Source organism: Halomonas hibernica, assembly GCF_013183775.1.
Classification (GTDB): Bacteria; Pseudomonadota; Gammaproteobacteria; order Pseudomonadales; family Halomonadaceae; genus Vreelandella; species Vreelandella citrativorans.
This window is the reverse complement of sequence record NZ_VIFN01000001.1, coordinates 602217-619343: the sequence shown is the minus strand read 5'-3', so window position 1 is coordinate 619343 and position 17127 is coordinate 602217. Positions and strand designations below refer to the sequence as shown.

Sequence of the window (17127 nt, the reverse complement as noted above, 5' to 3'; positions counted from 1 at the left end):
GCCTACACAACTGTGCGCTATAACGCACATTCAATAATAAGCGTTAGCGAGGAGATACCATGGAGGCGCCATCCAGCGAAGAGCATGCCACCTCGCCACGGCCACACTACTCGGCTTGGCGGGATGTTAGCCTATCAACGGTGACGGCTGGGTTTGTTGCCGTCGTCATTGGCTATACCAGTTCAGCAGCGATTATTTTTCAAGCCGCAGAGGCTAGCGGCGCATCTGCAGCGCAAATCAGCTCCTGGCTTTGGGCATTGGGAATTGGCATGGGTGCTACCTCCTTCGGGCTTTCGCTGCGTTACCGCATGCCGATGCTAACCGCCTGGTCGACGCCAGGCGCCGCCTTTCTGGCCACTAGTTTGCCGGGTATTCCGCTTGATGAAGCCATTGGCGCTTTTCTATTCTCAGCGCTGCTTATTACGCTATGCGGCGTAACGGGGCTGTTCGATCGCTTAATGCGCTATATACCAGGTGCGATAGCAGCCGCCATGTTGGCTGGCATTCTGCTGCGATTTGGGCTGGGGCTGTTTAACGTTATCGAGACACAGTGGCTAATCCCACTCGTTATGCTGGCCGCCTGGATAGCAGGCCGTCGCTTATGGCCCACCCTTGCGGTACCCGGCGTGCTCGTCACCGGGCTGGGGCTTGCATTTGTGCAAGGGCAAATCAATTTAAACGATATTCCATTGACTCCGGCCATGCCCGTTTTTACTGCGCCGGCATTCTCCTTAACGACCCTGATTGGCGTGGGCATTCCACTTTTTATCATTACCATGGCGACCCAAAATCTACCGGGCGTGGCGGTTTTACGCGCGGCAGGCTATCAACCTGACAGCTCACCGCTTATCAGTTGGACAGGCGGCGCAAGCCTGCTGCTTGCGCCATTTGGTGGCTTTGCGCTCAATATGGCGGCGATCAGTGCCGCTGTCTGCATAGGCCCTGATGCTCACGCTGATCCACGGCGCCGCTACACCGCGGGCATGGCCGCTGGCGTTTTTTATACCATTATGGGGATTTTTGGCGCGACGGTGACCGGCGTGTTTAACGCCCTACCCAGCGCACTGGTGATTGCCCTGGCGGGTATCGCGTTGCTTGGCACACTGGCAGGCGGGCTAGCCAGTGCTTTTGCCGATAGCCGACATCGTGATGCCGCCATCGTCACTTTCTTGTTGACCGGTTCAGGCATTACGCTACTGGGTATTGCTGGACCATTTTGGGGGTTAATCGCGGGTTTAATCACCTTAAAGCTGACGGCGCCCAACCAATAACTAATCGTTAATAACCAATAACCAATAACCAATAACCAATAAAAAACGAGATCCCCAGGCAGGCTTACAGTACAGCCCAGGGATCTCGTTTTTTCAATGAAGGTTTGTTGATGCAGGGCTTTAAACGTTACATCGTCGCCAGGCGCTCTTCATCCATCACACCCGACATCCGCACCATTGCCAGCGCTTCTTCAAGGTTGCTCATTTCTTCAATCATTACCAGCTCGCTTTCCAGGCTAACCGGCTGGCCCGCCTTGTCGGACAACAACTTTTCAAGTGACGCCAGGTTTAAGTCACGATCAAGGTGTAGAACATCGACAGAAGCGCTGTTATTACTGGGCAGGTAGATCGTGCCATTTGAAAAGTCGACCGCGTAGGCAATAACACCGGGGACAATGAAAAACAGAAGACCCACACCGTTGGCAATGGCCACTACCGGGTCAATTTGGCCGCTTAGCTGGCCTTTTCGCTCTGGATGAAACAGGGTACCGCAACCAGTCAATGCAATAATGGAGGCGCCCACAACGGCTCCCGATAACCAACGGCGTACAGTTTGCTTCATCAAGATTCTCTCAAAAATTTAAAAAAGCGCGCAGGCAAAAAGGTAGCTTTAAAAGATAGCTTTATAGGAAAACTGCCCGCGAGCACATGAAAACGCGTTCATATTAACACAAACAGCCCCCTGGATGACGGGCATGCTGATGGCAGTATTTTGCCGCGCTAACCGCTAAGCCGTACAATAGCCTCATTCAACGCTAAACCAGCGGCTTTTATACTATCAAGGAATGCTATCTCCCATGCGCGCCAGCCAATTATTAATCGCTACGTTAAAAGAAACCCCGGCCGACGCCGAAGTCATTAGCCATCAGTTGATGTTGCGTGCCGGGATGATTCGTCGCCTGACCTCTGGCCTGTACACCTGGCTCCCACTGGGTCTGCGTACACTGCGTAAAGTAGAAGCGATTGTTCGCGAAGAAATGAACCGTGCCGGTGGTCAGGAAGTACTGATGCCCGCCGTTCAGCCGGCAGAACTATGGCAGGAGTCTGGTCGCTGGGAGCAGTACGGCCCTGAATTACTACGCGTAAAAGACCGCCATGATCGTGACTACTGCGTAGGCCCGACCCATGAAGAAGTCATTACGGACCTGGTGCGCAAAGAGATAGCAAGCTATAAGCAGCTGCCGATTAACTTCTACCAGATCCAAACCAAATTCCGTGATGAGATCCGCCCACGCTTTGGAGTGATGCGCTCGCGCGAGTTCATCATGAAAGATGCCTACTCTTTCCATTTGGATGAAGCATCGCTGCAAGAGACGTACCAGACCATGTACGACGCCTACACGCGAATTTTTACCCGTTTGGGGCTGGACTTCCGCCCGGTGATTGCGGATAACGGCTCTATCGGCGGCACCGGTTCTCACGAATTCCATGTACTGGCAAGCTCCGGCGAAGACGATATCGTGTTCTCGAATGCGTCTGACTACGCCGCCAACATGGAAAAAGCCGAAGCCTTACCGGCACCTCTAGGTAGCGATGTACAGCGCGCAGCGCCCAGTGAAGAAATGCGCGTTGTAGAGACGCCCAACGCCAAAACCATCGCAGCACTGGTTGAGCAGTTTAAGCTGCCTATCGAAAAAACCGTAAAAACATTGATGGTTCATGCTGCTGAAGGCGGATTGATTACGCTGTTGGTGCGCGGCGACCACGAGCTTAATGAAGTCAAGGCAGAAAACCTTCCTCAGGTAGCGACGCCACTCACCATGGCAAACGAAGAAGAAATTCGTGCTGCTGTAGGCGCGGGGCCTGGCTCACTAGGTCCTATCGGCCTTAAAATGCCGGTCATCATTGACCGCAGCGTTGCCTTGATGAGTGACTTTGGCGCGGGCGCGAATATTGATGGCAAGCACTACTTTGGCATTAACTGGGAGCGCGACGTTGCCCTTCCCCAGGTCGCCGATTTACGTAAAGTGGTTGAAGGCGACCCGTCACCGGATGGTGAGGGCACGCTGTCGATCAAGCGCGGTATTGAAGTCGGCCACGTGTTCCAGCTGGGTCAAAAATACTCTGAAGCCATGAATGCGAGCGTGCTGGGCGACAACGGCAAAACCAGCCATCCGTGGATGGGCTGCTACGGCATTGGCATTACTCGTGTAGTGGCGGCAGCGATTGAACAAAATCACGACGAGTCCGGTATTATTTGGCCTAACGCGATTGCACCTTTCCAGGTCGCGCTGGTGCCCATGAATGCGCATAAATCCCAGCGCGTTCGCGAAGAGTCAGAGCGTCTTTACCAAGCGTTAACAGCCGCAGGTCTGGATGTACTGCTCGATGACCGTGATACACGCCCAGGCGTTAAGTTTGCTGATTTGGAACTGATGGGCGTTCCTCATCGTTTGGTAATTGGCGACCGTAGCCTGGATAACGGCGAGCTTGAATACAAGGGCCGCCGTGACAGTGAAGCGACCATGATTCCAGCAGATGATATTGTCGACTTCCTGCTCGAAAAAGCCAGCGCGCACCCCACGGCTCAGTAAAGCAGCATCTCGTCCCGCCGCCGTGTCTCAACACGGCGGTGATCCTCTCGACTTCAACCTCACAGGCGTAGCAACGCTTGTACGTACTCATCGCTATCTCGCAGACAAAAAAAACCGGCCCAGTGGGCCGGTAAAAAGGAAGCTTACTTCTTAAAGTAACCCCCTCCCCTGACGCAAGGCTTAGCAGGCGTTTGCTTGCGTGGCACGCTGCATCAACAACGGGCGTCGCCACGCGCCTACTAACCAAGAAAATGAGTGCCAATACTCACATTTTGGTCACTGACACACCGCTTGGGACTCCCCCGTCTAAAGCGGCTTCTGTGCGCTAACTGGTCATCATCTTATCGAGCCGCAGCATATCAGTCTCTGACTTGGGTCAAATTTTAAGAAGGTGCCACGAACCTTTTTGAGTCATTTTGATACAGCCTTTAAACACCACACTGAGACGCGCTTAACGCAGCTCAACTTAAAGCACTTTACGATCCTCTACCTTGGCATGCTCGGTTCCCGGTGGAAGCGGATGCCCTTTTGCCAGTTCCGCCCGCGTTGCTTCACGCTGCTCCAGAATGTTTACCTGGTAGCTCAGCGTACGTCCTGCCAACGGATGATTGGTATCTACGGTAACTCGGTCTCCTGCCACGCTCACTACCGTTACAATTTGCGGACCGGCCTCACCTTCGGTTTGAAAGCGGCTGCCCGGCGTTAAGTCGGCGTTACCAAACGAGCTACGGCCGACTTCCTGTACCAGGCCTTCATTGCGCAGGCCATAGGCCTCTTCAGGTAAAAGCGTCACTGTTACTTCATCACCGGCCTTTAGGCCAGCTAGTGCGCGCTCAAGCCCAGGCACGATATTGTCGTGGCCATGCAAATACTCAAGGGGCTTATTGCGGGCGCGTGAATCATCCAATACCTGCTCACTGTTATCGCTTAAAACATCGCTAAGCACATAGTGCAACGTAACGACCTGATGTGCCGTGATCGACATGGAAAACTCCTCTCCGGTAAGCTATCAACATTGTCATAAACATTGATGCAGTTTATCACTTGGCTCAAGCCAACGTCTTTTCTGGAGTTGAACGATATGCCCACCCCTTTACCCCGGCGTAGCTGGCTAGCCGCGCTGGCGATTTACTTTAGGGCACCTGTTATTACCATGCTGTTTCTGGGGTTTTCCGCGGGCTTACCGTTCTTACTGGTTTTTTCTACGCTGTCGGCCTGGCTACGTAGCGACGGGATTGACGTCGCCGCCATCGGCTTTTTCGCGTGGATAGGAATGCTCTACTCGATCAAGTTTTTCTGGGCGCCCGTGGTAGACAGGCTCGCCCTGCCGGTCCTCACACGCATGTTCGGGCAGCGACGAGGCTGGATGCTGCTGGCCCAAGTGATGATTGCAGCGGGGCTTGTGGGTCTTGCAGGCGTTAATCCCCAAGGCAATCTTGGCGTGGTAGCCGCGTTTGCGCTGCTGGTGGCGTTTGGCTCAGCTACCCAGGATATTGCGATTGATGCCTACCGCATTGAGTCCGCCGATGACGACGTCCAGGCTGCCATGGCCTCTACCTACATTATCGGCTACCGGGGTGGCCTGCTGGCCGCAGGCGCCGGGGCGCTCTATGTAGCGTCAGCCATTTCCTGGGACGTGGCCTACTTAACCATGGCGGCGCTCGTCGGCGTGGGTGTCCTCACCGTGCTGATTCGCCCCGAGCCCAAGCGGGCATCGCTCTCGGTGCAGTTAATTCATGAACCCAAAGTACGTGCGTTTATTCGCGCTAGCCGTGGCCAACCTAAAGTGCTACGCCGCATGGGCGCCTGGTTTATCGGCGCCATCGTATGCCCCTTTACCGATTTCTTTCGTCGTTATGGGGTAAAAGCGCTGGGCATTCTGGTGTTCATTGCAGTGTTTAGAATAAGCGATCTTGCCATGGCGTCGATGGCTAACCCGCTCTATATCGACCTTGGCTTTTCACTGGCAACGATTGCCAATGTGACCAATATCTTCGGTATTGCCATGAGTATTGGCGGCGGTCTTCTGGGCGGGTTACTGGTCGCACGTTACGGTATTGGGCCGGTGCTGATACTGGGGGCCGTTGCCGCCACCTTCACCAATTTGCTGTTCTCGGTACTTGCATTGATCGGCAATCAGGTCCCCATGCTGGTGGTCACCATCATCGGCGATAACCTGGCCAACGGATTGGCAAGCGCCGTGTTTATTGCGTTTCTCTCTACGCTCACGTCGCGTGCATATACGGCAACGCAGTACGCGTTGTTTTCATCATTGATGACGCTACCGGGGAAGTTTTTAAGCGGCTTTGGCGGGCTAGTGGTTAGCGCCCAAGGGTATGTTACGTTCTTTATCGTTGCTACGTTGCTGGGGTTACCCGCCATTCTGCTGGCTATCTGGATTAGCCGCGACAAGCAGCTGGTGCCCACCCCACAGCCGCGTTGAGCGGCTGTGGAAAGAGTAAGCTTTCGTACATAAGAAGAGGCTTAGCGGTGGCTATCCAGCCACTCAAGCGCACCTGGCGTGGTACGCCACTGATCACGCATCAGCGTACGGTACTGCCACGCCTCAGCACGTGAACCTGGCTCCACCTGGCCATCGGCATAGGGGGTCGCTGGACGCGGTTTTTCCGCACAGATCATCTCAAGCGCGTGACGATTATGCGCGGTGACATCGCCAAGCGCCCGTTCGGCCGCCTCATGCTCGTTTAAACGATAAAGCGCCAACGTGCGCCCCATGAGTAACCCCAGCACCAGCGAGCCATCATCGTCTTCCGACTCCTCAGTGAGTGCCAGCGCTTCCTGGTTGCGGTCATCGCGCAGTAGCTGATCAAGCACCAACTCTTTAAGGCCCAGGCTATCCTCCTGGTCGATGGCTAACAACTCTTCAGCCAGCTCTCGTGAATGCTGGCGTGCGCCGCGCTCCATGCCGACCACTAGTGCCAACCCTGTACGCAGCAGCATGGCATTGTCAGCATCATCCCAGCACAGGCTACCGTTGCCTGCGGCTCGGGCTTGTTCCAGCCAGCGTGAAAGACGCACCGCCAGTGGCTCCAGCAGGGTTGGCGCCATCCACGGAAGGCTTCCAAAACGGCTGGTAAGCGCGAGAGTGACATCCTGAACGACCTGAGGCGCATCCAGCCACTCAGGGTGCGCGCAGAGCGCTGACATCCACTCCTCTGCATTGCCCCACGGGTCATCGCGAAAGCCCAAGGCCACCTCTTCATCGACCATTACCTGGAACTGCTCATGCCAAGCAGCGAACAGGGTCGCTTCACGGGCGGTGGTCACATACTGCAAATGGCCGCTTTCCGGGTCGCTGCTAATATCAAGTTTGGGCGCTGTCGGAAGGACAGCAAGCAGGGTTTGCAGGGATACCAGCGGCGTGGCCAGATCCTCTTCCGCGCTTAACAGCTGATCCGCAAGCGTCGCCCCGGGGTTATCAGCAAGTGCCGCAAGAAAATCCAACTGCTCTTCGTCAAGATCCCCCTGGCGCACCAGGCGCCGATACCAGAAATTAGCCCGCGCTTTGGCTTCTTCTTCATGGCCTTCATGAAGCAGCAACATCGCCTCAATATACGCAAGCGTGGGCGAATCAGGCAGGGCCTGCTGAGCTTTGACAAAGGCTGCCCGGGCGCTGTCCAAATCATCATTATCCAGATGCATTAAACAGAGCCGTTCAAGGGCAACACCGCGTAAAAACAGCGGCCCGCGCTCCATCACTTCATCCAGAAGGTCTGCCCGTTTGCGGGTAAAGCCACGCTCCTGATAGATATCCAGCAGGATTTCAAAGGCGGGCTCGGCTTGCTCTGGCAGCCGCGACCAGTCACTACCATCAAACAGTGACTCCAGAATCTGCATCGCCCGGCCCGTTTGGCCGCTTTCGGCGGCAATAAGCCCCGCTTCCAGCAGTGCCTGCGGCGGTGCTTGGCGGCTCTCCAACGCAGACTTCAGCGTGGCGCCCTTCCATTCACGCAGTGACAACATCCACATCATCTGCTCTGGAATGTCGGTGGGGAAATCAACGCGATAACAGCACTGCTTATACTTGCGCCCTGAGTCACACCAGCAAGCCTCGTTACGCCCTGGCGTCGCCAGCGGTTCACGGGCAAAATCCAGCCTGACCAACGGCGTTTGTGACCATAAAATAGGGGCCAACGCCTGGGCGGTGGCGACATCACCGTTAAATGACTTGGCGCCTTCATCGCGCACCCAGGTCATAAAGTCGGGATAGTGTTCTTGCTGCCTGATTGCCGAGAGTGCCCCGGAGGCAAATCCCAGCAGCTGATCGACCCATACCGCTAGCATTGCCGTCTCCACTGTGTTTAAAAGCGCAATAGCTTACCATGAAGGTGGGTATGGCCGCAGCGGTGAACTGCTTATAGGTGGTCTGGGCGCTCAAGCAGCGGCGCAGTCCGTACGTGCATATCCAGCCGCGCCTTTAAACGCACCAGATTCCAGTAGTGGCCATTCAATGCTCGCGAGAGAAGCAGCGTATCCGCGGGAGGCTGCAAGCGATCCATCGCCGCCCACACTTTGGGCGACAGCTCACGCAGGCGGCGGTGCACGCGCACATCGCTGAAATCCTGCTCCCCCGGTTCAAACAGTGGAGAAACACTTTCAGCAGCCTCGCGGTAGAGCGCCAGCGGTGCGCCCTGACCTTGGCGGCCACCCAAATTGACGAGTGCGTCATCCATGGCCATGGGGTCGTGATCAAGCGTGGCGCTGAGCAATTGCATCATCGCCTCAATTCGCGCTTCGGGCACCGCAATCACAGCGCCAAAATCGTAAATAATCAGCCGACCGTGCTCATCTGCCGCAAAATTACCTGCATGCGGGTCAGCATGTAGTTCGCCGTGGGTGAACAGCTCTTGGGTAATCCAGTCGGCAAGCGTAGTGGCCACCTTCTGGCGCACTGTATCATCGGCGCCTTCCAGTTCACGCAGCGGCGTACCGGGCACGTAAGACATGGCCAGGACATGCTGGCCCGAAAGCTCAAACAGCGGCTTGGGTATGATGATTCGCGAATCACTCTGGTAGCGCTCCCGATACCGCGCCAGCGCATTTGCTTCCGCCTGATAATCCAGCTCATCGCGAAGCCCCGCCGCCAGCTCTTCAAACAACGCATCCAGGCGCGCCTGAGGCACCTTGAACCAACGCCCCAACCCGATAATGCGCCGCACCTGTTTTAAATCACTTTCCAGTACATCCGCCAAGCCGGGGTACTGCACTTTCAGCACCACCGTTTCGCCCTCAAGGGTGACCGCCTTGTGCACCTGGCCCATGGAAGCGCTGGCAAAAGGCCGCTCCTCAATTTCGGTAAAATACTCATGGATATCGCCGTACTGAAGCACCAAGGCTTCATGGATACGCGACCAAGGCATCGGCTCTGCCTGACGCTGCAAGCGCGCCAGCTCATCGGCTAAATCGGGCGGCAGCAGGTCATCCCACTGCGACATCATTTGAGCAAGCTTCATTGCCGGGCCTTTAAGCTCGGAAAGCCCTTCAAACAGCGCCTCACCTAACGCACGCCAATCCGCCTGGCCGCCCAAGCGCGTTTTAAGCAGCGCACCGCCCGTGCGTGCACCCAGGCCCATCAACCTGCGTGTTCTACCGCGTTCGCGCATATCAATCCCCACTGCCCTGCCCTATAAGTCACCGCTACTGTTACCATAGGCGCATTTCGAACAGACGTTAAGGCCACGCTTCGCATGCGCTTGATTATTGCCGAAAAACCCAGCCTTGCCCGGGCCATTGCTGAAGCGCTGCCGGGAAGCCCCAAACGCCAGGAAGGCGCTATTGTGTGCGGTGATACCACCGTGACCTGGTGTTTGGGCCACCTGCTTGAGCAGTCCCCACCTGAGGCCTACGACCCCGCCGATAAACAGTGGCGGCTGGACCGTTTGCCCATCGTGCCCGGCACCTGGAAGTTGGCACCGCGTTATAAAGCGCGTGGGCAGCTAGCGGTGATTCGCAAGTTAATCAAGCAGGCCACTGATGTTGTTCATGCTGGCGATCCGGACCGCGAAGGCCAGCTACTGGTGCAGGAAGTGATCGAGCACCTGAAGTACCGCGGCCCGGTTCAACGCCTGTTAATCAGCGATTTGAACCGCCCAGCGGTCAGTCGCGCCCTCGCCAAACTGCGCTCCAATCAGGAGTTCCAGCCGCTTTTTCAGGCAGCGCAAGCGCGTTCACGCGCTGACTGGCTGTATGGCATCAACTTGACCCGTGCCTGGACGCTCACCGGCCGCCAAGCGGGCCACGATGGTGTACTTTCCGTTGGCCGTGTGCAAACACCGGTACTCGGGCTGATTGTGCGCCGCGATAACGCCATTCGAGATTTCAGGCCGCACCCGTTCTATCCGCTCTGGGTGGACTTACAGGTTGAAAAAGGCCAGCTACGCGCTTGGTGGGCGCCCAAGGAACACCAGCCGCTGGATGATCAAGGCCGCTTGATTGATCGCACACCCGCTGATGCACTGGCCGCCCAATTGCCGGGTGCAACCGGCCAGCTCACCAGGCTCGACCAGCAGGAAAAACGTCAGGCGCCGCCGCTGCCCTACTCGCTTTCCGCACTTCAGGTAGATGCCGCCCGACGCTTTGGGCTTTCCGCACAAATGGTGCTGGATATTTGCCAGCGCCTTTACGAGCAGCACAAGCTGATCACCTACCCACGTTCCGACTGTCGCTATCTTCCCGAAGAGCACTTGGCCCTTGCCCAGCGCAGTTTAACCGGCGCCTGCCAAAATGATGACACGCTCAGCCGGTGTCTGAATGGTGCCGATTTCTCGCTGCGCTCAAAGGCGTGGAACGACAAGCAGGTGGGTGCCCACCATGCCTTGGCGCCTACCGGCAAGCCTGCTGATTTCAGTCAGCTCTCGGCCACCGAAGGCCACGTGTTTCGGTTGGTGGTGCGCAACGTCATGGCCCAGTTCTATCGCCCTTTGCGCACCTTTGAAGTGAAAGCCGAGTTCACTCTGTTAAACGAGGCGTTCCGTGCCCGCGGCCAAAGCATTCTCGACCCTGGCTGGAAACCGCTTTTCACCACGAAAGAAGAAGCGCCGCCGCTGCCATCGCTTACCCAAAATGAGCACTGCAAAGCGCTGGGTGCAGGCGTAGAGGAAAAGGAAACCCGCCCACCCGAGCCGTTTACCGATGCCAGCCTAATCAAGGCGATGATGAACATCGGCCGCTACGTGGATGACCCGAACGTTCGCAAGACCTTACGGGACACCGATGGCCTGGGTACCGAAGCCACCCGCGCCGGTATCATCGAAACCCTGGTGCAACGCGGCTACCTGGTGCGCCAACAAAAAGCCCTACGTGCCACCAAACTGGGGAACGCGTTAATCACCGCCCTACCCAGCGCCGTCAGCACGCCGGAACGCACCGCCCTTTGGGAGCAGCGCTTGCGCGCCATTTCAGAACAGCAGGATGATGCAGGCGCTTTTCAGCATGCGCTGCTGGAAGACCTTCGCGCCCTGCTCGAACAAAGTGACGCGAACAAACTCAGGCAGAGTTTGCAAACAGCCCAAGGTGCAGCGGGTAGCCCGGCAAAGCCAAGGAAAAGCACTAAAACCAAACGCGCCAGCTATATGAAACGCAAACCTGCCAAGCAACGCTGACTGGGGGTTCAACTTTGGCGACGCCAGCAAGTTAATGAAACACGGCCCCCAACACCTATAAGACACCTTGTTACACTAAAGCCTGTCATGCCTTTTTTTATTAGAGCTAGGCCCCGATTTCATTATCGCCTGAACAGAAAGTTCACGTACGCCATGGATGCTACGCATTGTAAGAAACTGCTTGCGCTCGACCAGTCCAACACCCCCGACGAAGCTGCCGCTTGAATCTTCAAGCGCGATCAGACAAAGTATCACCACATATAAACAAGTGGTGACACTTTGTCTGAATCCTGCTCCGCCCGATCTTTTCGGACTCAACTTCAAACCCTGTTCCGCCAGCAAGGCGGTAAGCTTCGCCTGAGTGAGGCCCTGACACTGGGTATCAGCCGGTACCAGTTCTATCGCCTTCGTGATGAAGGGCTGATTGAGCCGGTCAGCCGTGGCCTCTATCGACTGGCGGACCTTCCCCCGATTGATAATCCAGATTTGGTGGCCACCGCCACCCGTTTTCCCCATGCCGTGCTCTGCTTGATTTCGGCGCTAGACTGGCACGGCATTACCACCCAGATTCCTCACCAAGTGCATCTAGCGGTGAAACGGGATGCCCGTCTGCCGGTTCTGGATTATCCGCCGGTGGCCGGTTATCGGTTCTCAGGGCAGGCCTTCAGCACAGGCATCGAGCAGGTAGAAGTAGATGACATCACGCTACAGGTCTACAACCCGGAGAAAACCCTGGCGGACTGCTTCAAGTTCCGTAACCGTATCGGCATGGATGTGGTGCTGGAGGCGCTTGAGCTCTACCGCAACCGTAAAACATTCCGGCCTGGGAAACTGATGGAATACGCCAGCATCTGCCGCGTTTCGAAGGTGATGGCGCCCTATGTAGAGGCCAAGCTTTGAGCGGAATCACTCAGTCAACGAACCAACAAGATGACAGGAGACTACGGTGGCCAAAAACATCGCCGCGTCTGTGCGCCAGAAGTTGCTGAATAAATCCCGAGAAGAAAAACGCCCCTTCCAAGAGTTACTACAGTACTTCGCTATGGAGCGGTTTCTTTACCGGCTTAGCCAATCGACTCATAACCGCAGTTTTACGCTAAAGGGTGCCCTACTGCTTTGGGTTATGCAGGGGCCGGACATTCGGCCGACGCGTGATATCGATATGCTGGGTCAAACAAGCAATCGCCCAGATGCCATTCTGGCCCAAGTGAGCGATGTGTTGGCTACGGGCGTAATGGATGATGGATTATCGTTTGACTTAAATACGCTAAAAGCCGAAACCATTACCGAAGACGCCGACTATCAAGGGATTAGGGTGACGTTTACCGGATTTCTCGATAATGCCAAAATCCCCATGCAATTGGATATTGGTTTTGGCGACATTATTTTTCCGCTGCCTTCCTGGCAGACATTTCCCGGCCTACTAGGCTTCCCTACCGACAGAATTCTTTGTTATACACCGGAATCATCCATTGCTGAGAAGTTTCAGGCGATGGTCCATCTGGGTGAATTGAACAGCCACATGAAAGACTTTTACGATATTTGGATACTTTCGCGGCAGCACTCTTTCACGCTTTCGAACCTGGATGGCGCTATAACAAGAACCTTTGCTAACCGACATACGGCACTCCCTGAAACTAACCCTTTTTCTACCGCTTTCGTGGACAGCAAGCGGCCACAATGGCAGGCGTTCCATAAGCGCCTTGGCCAAGACCATGTGCCGGAGGCGTTTTCGGAGGTTGTCGTAGCGGTGTTGGAATTTCTTGGCCCCGTCATAGAGAAAACACTCGCTAATCCCGTGCACAAAATCTGGCACCCACCCGGTCCATGGAGTCCGCAGCCCAGCCAAGCGTACGAGCAAGCCAAAAAAGAACTATACAAAGAGAAAAAGTACCAGTGGGAGTAAGAAGTAGAATAACGATGACGGGATGAACACCTCTTAACCCATATTCTTGCGCCAAGCGGCGCGACTGTCTATACAGAAGGTAGATACGGCATCGCTGCCCTTAAATAGTAGCCAGTGTGGATCGCTCAGCGGCAGAGGCCTTGACCCATTCGACTTAGCTCATTCGAGGAGTTCAAGCATGATTCGACGCACGCTCCCCCTCCTTGTTGCCTTGCTAAGCACTGGCGCCACCATCACGCTTCAGGCCTCCGAACCAGCAGCGCCTCAGAATGAAAGCGGCGTACTTCCCAACGCCATGCCCGAGAAGCCGAATATAGATACCGGCACGGCGGGTACCACCAGCGGCATTACCGGGGCGAATATGGATCAGGAGGATGAGACCACCGGTGGTGGTCAATCCCGGGGCGATGCCATGTTCCAGACGTCGGACTCTCAGCCCGATGCTGGGTCCACCTACGAAACCGAGACACCTGAGCGCGAGGAAGCACTTTTGCCGGATGAACCGCTGGGTGCCGACGACAGCGGGCGCCGGGAAGACGGTGAATCTCAGGGCAGCACGTCCGATTCGCCCGAATAAGCCGTTAACAGCAAGCCCTAGTGGCAACCTTCTCATTGGACAAACGACACCGCGACGCACCGACAAACAAGAACAGACGCACTATGCTTAACGGATATGCCATCTCAGGAAGTGACGACATTCAGAACAAAACGATAGGAGGCCGGGATGACTCTGAAGGTTACGCGAAGACAGTTTTTTAAACTCGGGGCAGTCGGCATGGCCACCTCCAGTATGGCCATGATGGGCTTTGCACCTGAGCCCGCGCTCGCCTCAGTTCGCCAGTTCAAGCTTACCGGCGCCAAGATAACCCGCAGCAACTGCACCTACTGCTCGGTGGGCTGTGGCGTGCTGCTCTATAGCCGCGGCGATGGAGCGATCAATAGTATTGATAGCATCTACCATGTCGAGGGCGACCCGGATCACCCGGTCAGTCGCGGCTCGCTGTGTCCCAAGGGTGCGGGGCTGCTCGACTACATCCAGAGTGAATCGCGTCTTAGGTACCCTCAGGTACGCGAACCCGGTACTGATGAGTGGAAACGCATCAGTTGGGACGACGCGCTGACACGTATCGCCCGGCACATGAAGGATGATCGCGACGCCAACTTTGTCGCCCAGGACGATGCAGGCAATACCGTCAACCACTGGACCACGACCGGGATGCTGGCGGCGTCCGCCTCGACCAACGAGACGGCGTACCTGACACAGAAGATAGTCCGCAGCCTGGGCATGGTGGTACTCGACAACCAGGCGCGCGTCTGACACGGACCGACGGTGGCAGGTCTTGCCCCAACATTCGGTCGCGGTGCCATGACCAATCACTGGGTCGACATCCGCAACGCTGATCTTATTCTCGTCATGGGTGGCAATGCCGCCGAGGCGCACCCCGTTGGTTTTCGCTGGGTGATGGAAGCCAAGGAGCACAACGATGCCCGTTTAGTGGTGGTCGATCCCCGCTTTAACCGCACGGCAGCGGTGGCGGACTACTACGCGGAAATTCGTACCGGCACCGATATCGCTTTTCTGGGCGGTCTAATCAGCTACTTGATCGAAACCGATCAGATCCATCATGAGTATGTGCGCGCCTACACCGACGCGAGCCTCATCGTGCGCGAGGATTTCGGCTTCGAGGATGGCCTGTTCACCGGCTACGACGCCGAGAATGGCGACTACGACAAAGAGACTTGGCGGTATGAGTACGACGACGAAGGCTACGCCCTGCGTGACGATACGCTCCAACACCCCCGCTGCGTATTCCAATTGATGCGTGCGCATTTCAGCCGCTACACCCCTGATGTGGTCTCTTCAGTGTGCGGTACGCCCCGCGACAAGCTTCTGCACGTCTGGGACATGGTCGCCGCGACCGTCGTGGACGACAAGACCATGACGATCCTCTACGCACTGGGGTGGACGCAGCACTCGATCGGCTCGCAGATCATTCGCACTGCGGCGATGCTTCAGTTGTTGCTTGGCAACATGGGCATGCGCGGGGGCGGCGTCAACGCCTTGCGCGGCCACTCCAATATCCAAGGGCTGACCGACCTTGGACTGCTCTCGGACTTACTACCTGGATACATGTCGCTGCCCAAGGCCGATGAGCAGGATTACGACGCCTATATCCTTGACCGCTCACGCCCGGACCTGCTGCCTGGCGAAGTGTCCTACTGGCGCTATTACGAGCGTTTTCATGTCAGCCTGATGAAAGCCTGGTTCGGCGATGCGGCCACCGAAGCGAACAACTGGTGCTATAACTGGCTGCCCAAGCTCAGCGAGCCCCTGTATGACGTGCTGTATACTTTCGAGCGGATGAGCCATGGCGACATCACCGGCTATATTTGCCAAGGGTTTAATCCGTTGGCCGCCTTTCCGCACAAGGCCAAGACTAGTGCGGCGCTCTCCCGCTTGAAGTATCTGGTCGTCATCGACCCGTTGAGAACCGAAACCGCCGAGTTCTGGAAGAACCATGGCGAATTTAACGATGTGAACACCGCCGAGATTGACACTGAGGTGTTCCGTTTGCCGACCACCGCGTTTGCCGAGGAAGACGGTTCCATCGTCAACAGCTCACGCTGGCTGCAATGGTTCTGGGCAGCGGCACCGCCCCCGGGCGAAGCGATTCCCGATACCGCCATACTGGCGGGCATCTTCTTGCGGATGCAGCAGATGTATCGCGACGAAGGCGGCGCCTTTTCAGATGCATTGCTCAATCTGAGCTGGCCCTATCGCTACCCGGAGGAGCCAAGTCCCAACGAAATAGCCCGGGAGTACAACGGTTGGGCACTCGAAGACGTGGTTGATGAGCAGCGCAATATTGTCTGTCGGGCGGGCGAGCAGATCGAGGACTTCGGCATGCTGCGTGCCGACGGCAGCACGGCGAGCGGTTGCTGGATATTTGCCGGCTGCTGGACCGATGAAGGCAACCAGATGACCCGCCGCGACAACTCAGACCCCTACGGCGTCGGCCAGACGCTGGGCTGGGCCTGGTCGTGGCCGGCCAACCGGCGAATCCTTTACAACCGGGCAAGCGCACGCCCCGACGGCACGCCGTGGGCTGAGCGCAAGGCGGTTGTCTGGTGGAACGGCAATCGCTGGGTGGGTAATGACGTTCCCGACTTCCCGGTGGAATCTGCGCCGACAGAAGCTCAAGGCCCCTTCATCATGAACCAGACGGGTCGAGGGCAGTTCTTTGCCCGTGACCGTATGGTTGAAGGGCCTTTCCCGGAACACTACGAACCGTTTGAAACACCCATCGCCAGCAACCCGATGCACCCCAATAACCCACTAGCCAAGAACAATCCAGGCGCGCGGGTGTTCGAGCAGGATCGGGCCAATTTCGGCACCTTCGAGGAGTTCCCGCATGCGGCGACGACCTATCGCCTCACTGAACATTTCCACTACTGGACGATGCACAACCGCTTGAACGCCATCGCCCAGCCGGAAAAATTCGTGGAGATTGGCGAAACTCTGGCCAACGAACTGGGCATTGTTAAAGGTGACCGAGTCCGCGTCAGCTCCAAGCGCGGCCATATCGAAGCGGTAGCGGTGGTGACCAAGCGCATTCGTCCATTGCAGGTAGCGGGACGCACGGTGCACCAGATAGGCATCCCGATTCACTGGGGTTATCTGGGCGAAACCAAGCAGGCTCACCTGACCAATACGCTGACGCCCTCTGTAGGTGACGCCAATACCCAGACGCCGGAGTTCAAGTCGTTCCTGGTACGGGTCGAAAAGCTATAAC

The 17127-nt window shown here is 56.6% G+C and carries 12 protein-coding genes; 8 read left to right on the top strand and 4 right to left on the bottom strand.

Annotation, left to right across the window (positions count from 1 at the left end; genetic code table 11):
- The first annotated feature begins 59 nt into the window (after positions 1–59).
- Complete coding sequence (locus tag FKN99_RS02895; protein ID WP_172116485.1) at positions 60–1271, top strand: benzoate/H(+) symporter BenE family transporter; 1212 nt, start codon at positions 60–62, stop codon at positions 1269–1271.
- Between the two features lie 127 nt (positions 1272–1398).
- On the opposite strand, the gene FKN99_RS02890 is transcribed toward FKN99_RS02895, so the two are convergent.
- Positions 1399–1833 (bottom strand): hypothetical protein, encoded by a 435-nt coding sequence (locus FKN99_RS02890; protein ID WP_087105633.1) that lies wholly within the window; start codon positions 1831–1833, stop codon positions 1399–1401.
- A 235-nt stretch (positions 1834–2068) separates the two neighbouring features.
- On the opposite strand from FKN99_RS02890, the gene FKN99_RS02885 reads away from it, so the two are divergent.
- Entirely contained in the window at positions 2069–3805 is a 1737-nt protein-coding gene (locus tag FKN99_RS02885; protein ID WP_172116484.1) for a proline--tRNA ligase, read from the top strand.
- Positions 3806–4271: 466 nt separating this feature from the next.
- Here FKN99_RS02885 and FKN99_RS02880 read toward each other — a convergent pair whose 3' ends face one another.
- Complete coding sequence (locus FKN99_RS02880; protein ID WP_172116483.1) at positions 4272–4790, bottom strand: FKBP-type peptidyl-prolyl cis-trans isomerase; 519 nt, start codon at positions 4788–4790, stop codon at positions 4272–4274.
- Between the two features lie 96 nt (positions 4791–4886).
- Between FKN99_RS02880 and FKN99_RS02875 the strand changes: the two genes are divergently transcribed.
- Entirely contained in the window at positions 4887–6248 is a 1362-nt protein-coding gene (locus FKN99_RS02875; protein WP_172116482.1) for an AmpG family muropeptide MFS transporter, read from the top strand.
- Positions 6249–6289: 41 nt separating this feature from the next.
- Here FKN99_RS02875 and FKN99_RS02870 read toward each other — a convergent pair whose 3' ends face one another.
- Positions 6290–8110, bottom strand: a complete 1821-nt coding sequence (locus FKN99_RS02870; RefSeq protein ID WP_172116481.1) for an SEC-C domain-containing protein — start codon at positions 8108–8110, stop codon at positions 6290–6292.
- Positions 8111–8181: 71 nt separating this feature from the next.
- A complete protein-coding gene (locus tag FKN99_RS02865; RefSeq protein ID WP_172116480.1) occupies positions 8182–9429 on the bottom strand; it encodes an ABC1 kinase family protein in 1248 nt (415 codons plus the stop codon).
- A gap of 84 nt (positions 9430–9513) precedes the next feature.
- Here FKN99_RS02865 and FKN99_RS02860 point away from each other — a divergent pair, with 84 nt between their 5' ends.
- The 5 genes from FKN99_RS02860 (at position 9514) to fdnG (ending at position 17126) form a co-directional block, all read left to right on the top strand.
- Positions 9514–11427 carry a DNA topoisomerase III gene (locus FKN99_RS02860; RefSeq protein ID WP_172116479.1) on the top strand — a complete coding sequence of 638 codons (1914 nt, stop codon included), beginning with the start codon at positions 9514–9516 and terminating at the stop codon, positions 11425–11427.
- A gap of 279 nt (positions 11428–11706) precedes the next feature.
- Complete coding sequence (locus tag FKN99_RS02855) at positions 11707–12327, top strand: type IV toxin-antitoxin system AbiEi family antitoxin domain-containing protein (RefSeq protein ID WP_216657934.1); 621 nt, start codon at positions 11707–11709, stop codon at positions 12325–12327.
- A 46-nt stretch (positions 12328–12373) separates the two neighbouring features.
- The gene (locus FKN99_RS02850) at positions 12374–13333 is read left to right on the top strand and encodes a nucleotidyl transferase AbiEii/AbiGii toxin family protein (RefSeq protein ID WP_172116478.1); all 960 of its coding nucleotides are present in this window, start codon (positions 12374–12376) and stop codon (positions 13331–13333) included.
- A gap of 178 nt (positions 13334–13511) precedes the next feature.
- A complete protein-coding gene (locus FKN99_RS02845; RefSeq protein ID WP_172116477.1) occupies positions 13512–13910 on the top strand; it encodes a hypothetical protein in 399 nt (132 codons plus the stop codon).
- A 153-nt stretch (positions 13911–14063) separates the two neighbouring features.
- Positions 14064–17126, top strand: coding sequence for a formate dehydrogenase-N subunit alpha (gene fdnG, locus FKN99_RS02840; protein WP_172116763.1), 3063 nt, complete (start codon positions 14064–14066; stop codon positions 17124–17126).
- Position 17127: the final 1 nt, after the last annotated feature.